This window comes from Arthrobacter sp. Dra40 (assembly GCF_059091905.1).
In genome coordinates, this window is sequence record NZ_JBNHHB010000214.1 from 1 (window position 1) to 8,530 (window position 8,530).

The following is an 8,530-nucleotide window of genomic DNA, read 5'->3' on the forward strand; positions in this document are numbered from 1 at the left end:
GTCCTCGATCAAGTCGCCGAACTCGGAGTCGCCGTCTTCGCCCAGCGGGGTATGCAGCGAGATCGGCTCGCGGCCGTATTTCTGGACCTCGACGACCTTTTCCGGGGTCATGTCCAGTTCCTTGGCCAGCTCTTCCGGCGTGGGTTCGCGGCCCAGGTCCTGGAGCATTTGGCGCTGCACGCGGGCCAGCTTGTTGATGACTTCCACCATGTGCACCGGAATACGAATGGTGCGTGCCTGGTCCGCCATGGCCCGGGTGATGGCCTGCCGGATCCACCAAGTGGCGTAGGTGGAGAACTTGAAACCCTTGGTGTAGTCGAACTTTTCGACGGCACGGATCAGGCCCAGGTTGCCTTCCTGGATGAGGTCCAGGAACAGCATGCCGCGGCCGGTGTAGCGCTTGGCCAGCGACACCACCAGGCGGAGGTTGGCTTCGAGCAGGTGGTTCTTGGCCCGCTTGCCGTCGTGGACAATCTGCTCCAGGTCACGCCGCAAACGCGTCTCCATGGTGCCGTCGTCCTTGGCCAGCTTCTCCTCGGCGAAGAGACCGGCTTCGATCCGCAGAGCAAGGTCGACTTCCTGCTCGGCGTTCAGCAGTGCGACCTTGCCGATCTGCTTCAGGTAATCCTTGACAGGGTCTGCCGTGGCGCCGGCGGAAACCACCTGCTGGGCAGGGGCATCATCGTCGTCGGCATCAGAATAGACAAAGCCGGACCCTGTTTCGCCTTCCTTGCCCTTCTTCGCGCCGGACTCCTCGGAAGCTTCAACGTCTTCCTCGGTGGGATCCGGCTCAATGTCCGAATCTTCGTCGACTTCTTCTGTTGCCAGCTCGGCGGTGTTCGCCTCGTCCTTCTTGGCTGCGGCACCGGGCTTGCGGCCGCGCCGTTTGGGAGCAGCTTCCGCCGCTGCCGCCGACTTGGCGCCGGTGCGCTTGGTCGTCGCGGACTTCTTCGGAGCGGAGGCAGCAGTCTCCTCGTCGGGAGCTGCAACAGTCTTCTTGTCCGGTGACACAGAGAACCTTTCGTACGGCGGTCTGTGACGCTACCTGCGGGTAACACCACTATGACCCTGTCAAGTCCGTGATTGACTTCAAACGAAGCCACGGGCGCAGGGTCTGCATGGCATAACCTGCTCCGCGACTACGGTATTCCCGCAGGAACCACCGTTGTTTGAAACACGGACCCAACCGGGTCTCGGTTCCCATTGTCTCACGATTAAGACCGCCCGAAGAACTGATTTTCGCAGCTCGGGGCGGTGTCCCTCAGGCGGTCAAACGCCGGCGGCCCGGCCACGCCGTCTCGCGCCGACGGGCCCAAACCGGCAGCATTCCACTGTCTGCGAGTTCCCGGACCAGCTCCGCAAGGCGGTAACCGGGCATGTCGCGCAGACATGCCTCGGCCCGCTGGTGCGCGTGCGAACCGCGCCCCCTGGCCCACTCGATCCAGGCATGCAAGGCCCCGGCAGCAGCACGCGGGCAGCCAGTGCCCACAGTGTGCAGCTGCTGGAGCAGGTCTGCGGTGGCGTCCACGCGGTCCCAGTCGGGACCGTGGGACGAGTCCCCCATCAAAATTTTTGACGCGGCCAGGGCGGCCGCTGGATCGCCGGCCGGCGGCCTTGGACCTTTTGCCGGCGGCCCATCCGTCGCCGGACCCGCGTCAGCGAAGAGGCCGGACGCTTCTGCCCAGAGGAACGCCGTCTCAAGGTTGCTGCACGCAAAAATCGCGAGAGCGTCCCGTACGGCGGTGTCCGTCAGGCTGGCGAGCAGGAACGCCTGGCTTTTCGGTGCCAGGTTACCCGTCCGGTGTGCCCACAATGACTGCTCCCAGCGCCGGAGCGTATAGAAGTAGAAGGCGGCAGAAATCCATCGGCCGGTCAGTCCTGCAGCCAGCCGTTCTGCTTCCTGCTGGATCGCGGCGGCCTCCGGAGGTGCCTCGGCGGCTGCACCGGACGATGCTTCGGCAACGACGGTTTGCCGGGCCGGCCCGCCGGCCGCCTGTCCTTGGGAGGCCGCGGATGAGCCCGCGGCGACTGCCTCCCTGGCCGACCCCGCGTAGATGCTGCCGGTGTAGACGAGTTCGGCATTCAAGGCACTGTCCCGGATCTGCGAAACCGGCCGTCCGGGAAGCGGGCAACATCCGGTGTCCGCGCAAAAGAGCTCACGCCAGTGCTGCGTGCCAACCGTCCAGCCACTGCGCACCGGCAGTCCGGCCGCGGCAAGGGAACGGCCAAGGGCCGCCACCAATGCGGCATGCGGGGGCTGGTCAGGTGCGCGCCACACGTGCTCCGTGTAGAGGATCAGCAGCGAGGAGTCTGCATCTTCATCGGAGCGCAAAAACTCCGCTGCCGTCTGGGCGAACAGTTCCACGTGGCAGCTGTCCTCGCTTGCAGGAAGGTCCAAACGCAGAGTTGCGCCGACCCGGCCACCGCAGACGCCCAGCAGCACCACGCTTTCGGCGGGCAGGAATCCCAGCACATGCGGAACGAAGCTCAGGACGTCGGCGGACCGGCGGGCGGTGAATCTCTTTTTCTCCATGCCGGAAGCCTTCCGCCACGGCGGAAGGCGGGCTAGCTGGCGGGTCGTGGGTGTGGACAGGCCTCCCGAAAAGGGTGCTGTGGAGGGAGGGTCAGCCGCGCAGTATTCCGCCCTTCTCTCTTCGTTCCTTGATCCGTTGGCTCCCGCCTGCGGCGCTCCCGGGCCAGGGCATCCCGAAGGGGCGGCACCGTGACTCCGCCGTGCGACAACCGGGTGCGCACGCGTTTGCGGACCGCCAACACTGCCAGCGTGCCACAAATCAGGAACAGGAACTGGAGGCTGAACGCCAGCTTGAAAGAGTCCAGCGCGTACAGCTCGCCCTGTGAGAACCCGCTGGCCAGCAGCACGTCGAGCACCACGCCCATGCCGAGCATCACCAGCAGGGCCGAGACAAAGCCGCCAACGTTGACAATCCCGGTTGCCGTTCCGGCGCGGCTGAGCGGATTGAACGTCCGGGCGAAGTCAAAACCGATCATGGAACCGGGGCCTCCCACGGACACGGCCATCACCAACAGCAACAGCAGCCAGAACGGCGCGGGCCCCGGATGGAGCAGCACGCACAGCCATGCCGCCGACATGAGCCCTACGATCAGCAAGACCATGGTGGAACGCCGCAGTGGATGCCGGCCGACCCAGCGGCCCAACAAGGGCCCCGCGGTGAAAGAGGTGATAACGGCGGCCGTCATCAGCGCCGACGCTTCGGCCGGTGCCAACCCCTGGGCCGAAACCAGGAAAGGGTAGCCCCACATCAGCATGAACACGTTTGCCGGGAACTGGAGCGTGAAGTGGGTCCACAGTCCCAGCCGGGTCCCCGGTTCCCGCCATGCCTCGGCGAGCGACGCCCCGGTTTGGCGCAAGGTCGGCGCCAACACCTTCTCCCGCCGGGCGGGCTCGTTTCGCACCACGGCGAGCGCCAGGACGAAGGCCACCGCGGAGAGCGCAGCCACCGAGAGGAAGGCCGGCGTCCAGCCCCCAAGGTTGAGAATGGCCACGAAGGGGATGACGCTGATCAGCTGGCCGATCTGCCCGAGCTGCCCGGTCAGCTGGGTCAGCAGCGGAATGCGCTTCCCGCTGAACCAACTGGGCAGCAGCCTCAGCACTGACACAAAGGTCATGGCGTCACCGGCACCCACGAGAATGCGCCCGGCCAGCCCCTCGGGAACGGACGACGCGAAGGCCAGCACGGTTTGGCCGGCCAGCATCAGTACAGCCCCTCCGGCCACCATCATCCGGGGTCCGTATTTGTCCACCATCAGGCCGACAGGGATCTGCAGCCCCGCGTACACCACCAGCTGGAGCACGGTGAACGTCGAAAGTGCGGCCGCGGTAGCGTCAAATCTCTCGGTGGCCTGCAGTCCGGCTACGCCGAAAGTTGTCCGCTGGGTGATGGCGACCAGATAGGCGAAGATTCCGCTCCCCCACACCCACCATGCACGCCGCGAATCCATGGCTCCATTATTGCCCGCGGCCGGGGGTACAGGACTAATTGCCTGTCCCGGGCCCTGCTGGAGCCCGGTCACCGCCGTCGTCGTCGGTACCCGGTTGCGTGGCCAGGAAGGCCTCGACCGCCGCGCCGATTTCGTCGGCGTCGGGAAGCTCTTCGTTGGCCTTAACCAGCAGCGAGCGGCGTTCTTCGTGACCCGCGTACTCGTCGTACCGCTCTTCTAGGCGGCCGACCACCCGCTGGACGTCCGCAGAATCCTGCACCTGACGGTCGATCTGGCCTTCCACGTCGCGTCCGGTCTCGCGCAGCCGGTCAGTCGGCAGCGTCAGCGAAGTGGCGGCGCCGAGGTACTCCAGTGCGGCGACGGCGGCGGGCGGGTACTGGGCGTCCGCGAGGTAGTGCGGCACATGGATCGAATAGCCGACGACGTCGCGCCCGGCCTCGGTCAGCCGCACTTCCAACAGCGGACCAATCCCTGCCTGCAGCTCCGCCTGGGGCTTCCAGCTGGTGATGCCGTCAATGAGGTCCTTCCGCGAGCCGTGGACGGTGACCCCGATCGGCCGGGTGTGCGGCACCGGCATGGGCAGTGACTGGACCCACGCGACCAGCCGGGTCTGGAGCCGGTTCGCCAGCCACACCACGGCACGGGAAAAGCGTTCCCACTGGTAGTCGGGTTCGGGGCCGGTCAGCAACAAGAACGGTGTGCCGAGCCCGTCGACCAGCCGGTACAGCTCGATGGCCGGCGCTTCATAGTCGGTGAAACGGTCGCCCGCGAAAGTGATTTTAGGCCGCCGGCTGCGGTAGTCCACCAGTTGGTCCACGTCGAAGGAGGCAACCAGCTGTGCGTCGAGCCCATCGAGAAGTTCGTCGCCGATCTGCTCCACCACATGCCCGGCTTCAGCGGCCCCGGTGAACCCCATGATGAGGTCGAGCCCGCGCAGCGCAGGCGAGTCGAACAACTCCGGGTTGGTCGACATCAGCAATTGTGGATCCAGCATGTTTCCTCCGTTTCGGCATCGTCTTCTCTGCCGTGCCTGGCCCTCTGCAGTGTTCAGCGCCCGAGCGGGCGGAAAAATTCCGGCGCTGCAGGCCCCGGCAGCGCGTCTTCGCCAGCGCAACGGGTGCCGGAGAGACTACGATCGACAGGTGCAGGCCCTGTTCCGGCCGACGCCTGAAGGGCACTTCCTGCTGGAACCACTGTAAACACAACGGTACGCAACCGGTGAGCGACCGCGGACCACATCCGTACTGCGCTGCCCGGCTGGAGGAGAAGTTAGGACAGATCCGAGTGATCCCCACGATTGAGCTCAAGCTCAGCGCCATTGCCAAGGATGTCAAAAAGGCCAAGTGCGATGCCCTCGTCATCGCCGTCGCCCAGGACGGCACCGGCCCGGTCCTGCTGGAGAATCCGTTGGCAACGAAGTCAGCGAAGGCACTGGCAGATTCTTTGCCAATGCTCGGGGTCACGGGGGCGGCCGACGAAGTCCGCCGCCTGCCGGGGCTGCCTGAATCCGGTGCGGAGGTGCTGGTGCTGGCCGGCGTCGGAAAGCTGGCGGCGGGCCAGGCCTTGACGGAAGAAACCCTGCGCCGGACGGCAGGCTCTGCGGTCCGGCAACTGGCCGGAGTGCGGACGGTGGCCCTGGGCCTGCCGGCCAAGACGGTCGCCGAAGCGGCGGCCGTGGCCGAAGGAGCCGCGCTCGGGGCGTATGAATTCAGCGAGCACCGCAGCGGCGAGGCCGGACGCCGCCCCGTGGCCGAAGCCACCGTCATCACTCCGGTGGCCGGCGACAAGGACCTGGCGAAGGCACTCAAGCGGGCCTCCGTGCTGGGCAGGGCGGTTAACGCGACACGGTCCCTGGTCAACCAGCCGCCGAGCCACTTGTACCCGGCGTCTTTCGCCGACGCCGCGGGCCGGATGGCCAAGGACCTGCCGGTCAAGGTCACCGTTCTGGACGAAAGCAGGCTGGAAAAGGACGGGTACGGCGGCTTGACCGGCGTGGGCAAGGGATCCAGCCGGCCGCCGCGTTTGGTCAAGGTGGAATACGCACCGGCCCGCGCCAAGGCGCACCTGGCCTTCGTGGGCAAGGGCATCACCTTCGACTCCGGCGGCCTGTCGCTCAAGCCGGCCAACGGCATGATGACGATGAAGTGTGACATGGCGGGCGCCGCCGTCGTGCTTAATGCAGTCCTGGCCATCGCCGAGCTGGGTCTGCCCGTGAAGGCCACAGCCTGGCTCTGTCTGGCGGAAAACATGCCCTCCGGCTCCGCTTCCCGGCCGTCCGACGTCCTGACCATGTACGGCGGCAAGACTGTGGAAGTGCTCAACACCGACGCCGAGGGCCGGCTGGTCATGGCCGACGGGCTGGCCGCTGCCAGTGAGGAACATCCCGACGTCCTGCTCGATGTTGCCACCCTGACCGGTGCGCAGATGGTTGCGCTCGGCAGCCGCGTAGCCGCGGTGATGGGCGAAGAGCCCGTGCGCGATGCGGTCAAGGCCGCGGCCGACCGGGCGGGGGAATTGTTCTGGCCGATGCCCCTGCCGGAAGAACTGCGTCCCGGGCTGGACTCGCAGGTGGCGGATCTGTCCAATATGGGCGACAAGTACGGCGGCATGCTGACGGCCGCGATCTTCCTGCGCGAGTTTGTCGGCGAAACCGGCGGCGCGCGCATCCCCTGGGCCCATCTGGACATTGCCGGTCCAGCCTTCAACGAAGGCGCACCGCACGGCTACACCCCGAAGGAGGGCACCGGCGTCGCCGTCCGCACGCTGGTGGCCTACGCCGAGGATGTAGTGGCCCGCAGCGCCTGAGTTCCTGCCGCGCCCCTCCCGCGGGCGTGAATCCGCACACAATCCGGCCCCGTGGGGCCGTCACCAACTAGATGATGGTATGCGGGACCGCTAAGGTGAGTCCCAAACCAACATCGATCTGCAACCCCAATCAACTCATCGACGTGTCACCACACGTTGCGAACACGCGAGGGAGCGTTCACGTGGCCGATTCGGCAACAGCGCAAGAATTCGACATCCTGATCCTCGGCGGCGGCAGCGGCGGCTATGCCGCTGCCCTGCGCGCGGTGCAGTTGGGCTTCAGCGTCGGCCTGGTGGAGAAGGGCAAGCTCGGCGGCACCTGCCTGCACAACGGCTGCATCCCCACCAAGGCGCTGCTGCACTCGGCCGAGCTGGCCGACCATGCCAAGGATGCCTCGAAGTACGGCGTGAACCTGAGCCTTGAATCAATCGATATGGCAGCTGTCAACGCCTACAAGGACGGCATCGTGGCCGGGAAGTTCAAGGGACTGTCCGGCCTGGTCAAGTCCAAGGGCATCACCGTCATCGAGGGCGAAGGCAAGCTCGTGGGCAAGGACACCATCGAGGTCGGCGGCACAGCCTACAAGGGCAAGAACATCGTCCTGGCCACCGGCTCCTACTCCAAGACCCTCCCCGGCTTGGAGATCGGCGGCAAGGTCATCACCTCCGACCACGCCCTGAAGATGGACACCCTGCCCAAGAGTGCCGTGGTCCTCGGCGGCGGCGTGATCGGTGTCGAGTTCGCTTCGGTCTGGAACTCCTTCGGTGTCGACGTCACCATCGTCGAGGGACTGCCGTCGCTGGTGCCCAACGAGGATCCGGCCATCATCAAGCAGCTGGAGCGCGCGTTCAAGAAGCGCGGCATCAAGTTCAACACCGGCGTCTTCTTCGACAAGGTGGAACAGAACGACGACGGCGTGGTGGTCACCCTCGCCGACGGCAAGACGTTTCAAGCCGACCTGATGCTCGTGGCCGTAGGCCGCGGCCCGAGCACCGCTGGCCTTGGCTTCGAAGAAGCCGGCATCACCGTTGATCGCGGCTTCGTCATCACCAACGAGCGCCTGCACACCGGCGTCGGCAACATCTATGCGGTCGGCGACATCGTCCCCGGCGTCCAGCTGGCCCACCGTGGCTTCCAGCAGGGCATCTTCGTCGCCGAGGAAATCGCCGGCAACAAGCCTGCGGTCATCGAGGACATCAACATCCCGAAGGTGACCTACTGCGAGCCCGAGATCGCCTCCGTGGGCCTCAACCAGCCGCAGGCCGAGGAAAAGTTCGGCAAGGACAACGTGGAGATCGCCGAATACAACCTGGCCGGCAACGGCAAGAGCTCGATCCTGGGCACCGGCGGCATCATCAAGATGGTCCGCGAAAAGGACGGCCCGATCGTCGGCATGCACATGATCGGCGGCCGCATCGGCGAGCAGATCGGCGAGGCGCAGCTGATCGTCAGCTGGGAAGCCTACCCGGAGGATGTCGCGGCGCTCATCCACGCGCACCCAACCCAGAACGAGGCCCTCGGCGAGGCCGCCATGGCCCTGGCCGGCCGCCCGCTGCACGGTTAACAAGCCCTTCCTTGGTGCACCCGTCCCTTGCGGGCGGGTGCACTAGGCTCAAGAACAAGACTCGATGTACCGGCCTGGCCGGAAATAGACTCAAAGGAGAACGGGGACGACATGTCTGAAACCGTGAACTTGCCCGCCCTCGGTGAAAGCGTCACCGAAGGCACTGTGACCCGCTGGCT

At 66.1% G+C, this 8,530-nt stretch carries 6 protein-coding genes; 2 read left to right on the forward strand and 4 right to left on the reverse strand.

Features of this window, described 5'->3' with window-relative positions; genetic code table 11:
• From AC5RWT_RS31480 to AC5RWT_RS31495, 4 genes are all read right to left on the reverse strand, one after another.
• Positions 1–1,011 (reverse strand): RNA polymerase sigma factor (locus AC5RWT_RS31480; RefSeq protein WP_494083645.1); only part of this gene is annotated, 1,011 nt, incomplete at its 3' end.
• A 250-nt stretch (positions 1,012–1,261) separates the two neighbouring features.
• Positions 1,262–2,533, reverse strand: a complete 1,272-nt coding sequence (locus tag AC5RWT_RS31485; RefSeq protein ID WP_494083646.1) for a DUF4192 domain-containing protein — start codon at positions 2,531–2,533, stop codon at positions 1,262–1,264.
• 32 nt (positions 2,534–2,565) lie between these two features.
• Positions 2,566–3,981, reverse strand: a complete 1,416-nt coding sequence (locus tag AC5RWT_RS31490) for an MFS transporter (protein WP_494083647.1) — start codon at positions 3,979–3,981, stop codon at positions 2,566–2,568.
• Positions 3,982–4,015: 34 nt separating this feature from the next.
• Entirely contained in the window at positions 4,016–4,975 is a 960-nt protein-coding gene (locus tag AC5RWT_RS31495) for a proteasome assembly chaperone family protein (RefSeq protein WP_494083648.1), read from the reverse strand.
• Positions 4,976–5,265: 290 nt separating this feature from the next.
• On the opposite strand from AC5RWT_RS31495, the gene AC5RWT_RS31500 reads away from it, so the two are divergent.
• Positions 5,266–6,786 carry a leucyl aminopeptidase gene (locus tag AC5RWT_RS31500; protein ID WP_494083649.1) on the forward strand — a complete coding sequence of 507 codons (1,521 nt, stop codon included), beginning with the start codon at positions 5,266–5,268 and terminating at the stop codon, positions 6,784–6,786.
• Between the two features lie 182 nt (positions 6,787–6,968).
• Entirely contained in the window at positions 6,969–8,351 is a 1,383-nt protein-coding gene (gene lpdA / locus AC5RWT_RS31505; RefSeq protein ID WP_494083650.1) for a dihydrolipoyl dehydrogenase, read from the forward strand.
• The last annotated feature ends 179 nt before the right edge of the window (positions 8,352–8,530 follow it).

Excerpts from the sequence above, each read along its gene's own strand:
- AC5RWT_RS31485 (WP_494083646.1), bottom strand. The coding sequence starts at position 2,533 with ATGGAGAAAAAGAGATTCACCGCCCGCCGGTCCGCCGACGTCCTGAGC.
- AC5RWT_RS31490 (WP_494083647.1), bottom strand. The coding sequence starts at position 3,981 with ATGGATTCGCGGCGTGCATGGTGGGTGTGGGGGAGCGGAATCTTCGCC.
- AC5RWT_RS31495 (WP_494083648.1), bottom strand. The coding sequence starts at position 4,975 with ATGCTGGATCCACAATTGCTGATGTCGACCAACCCGGAGTTGTTCGAC.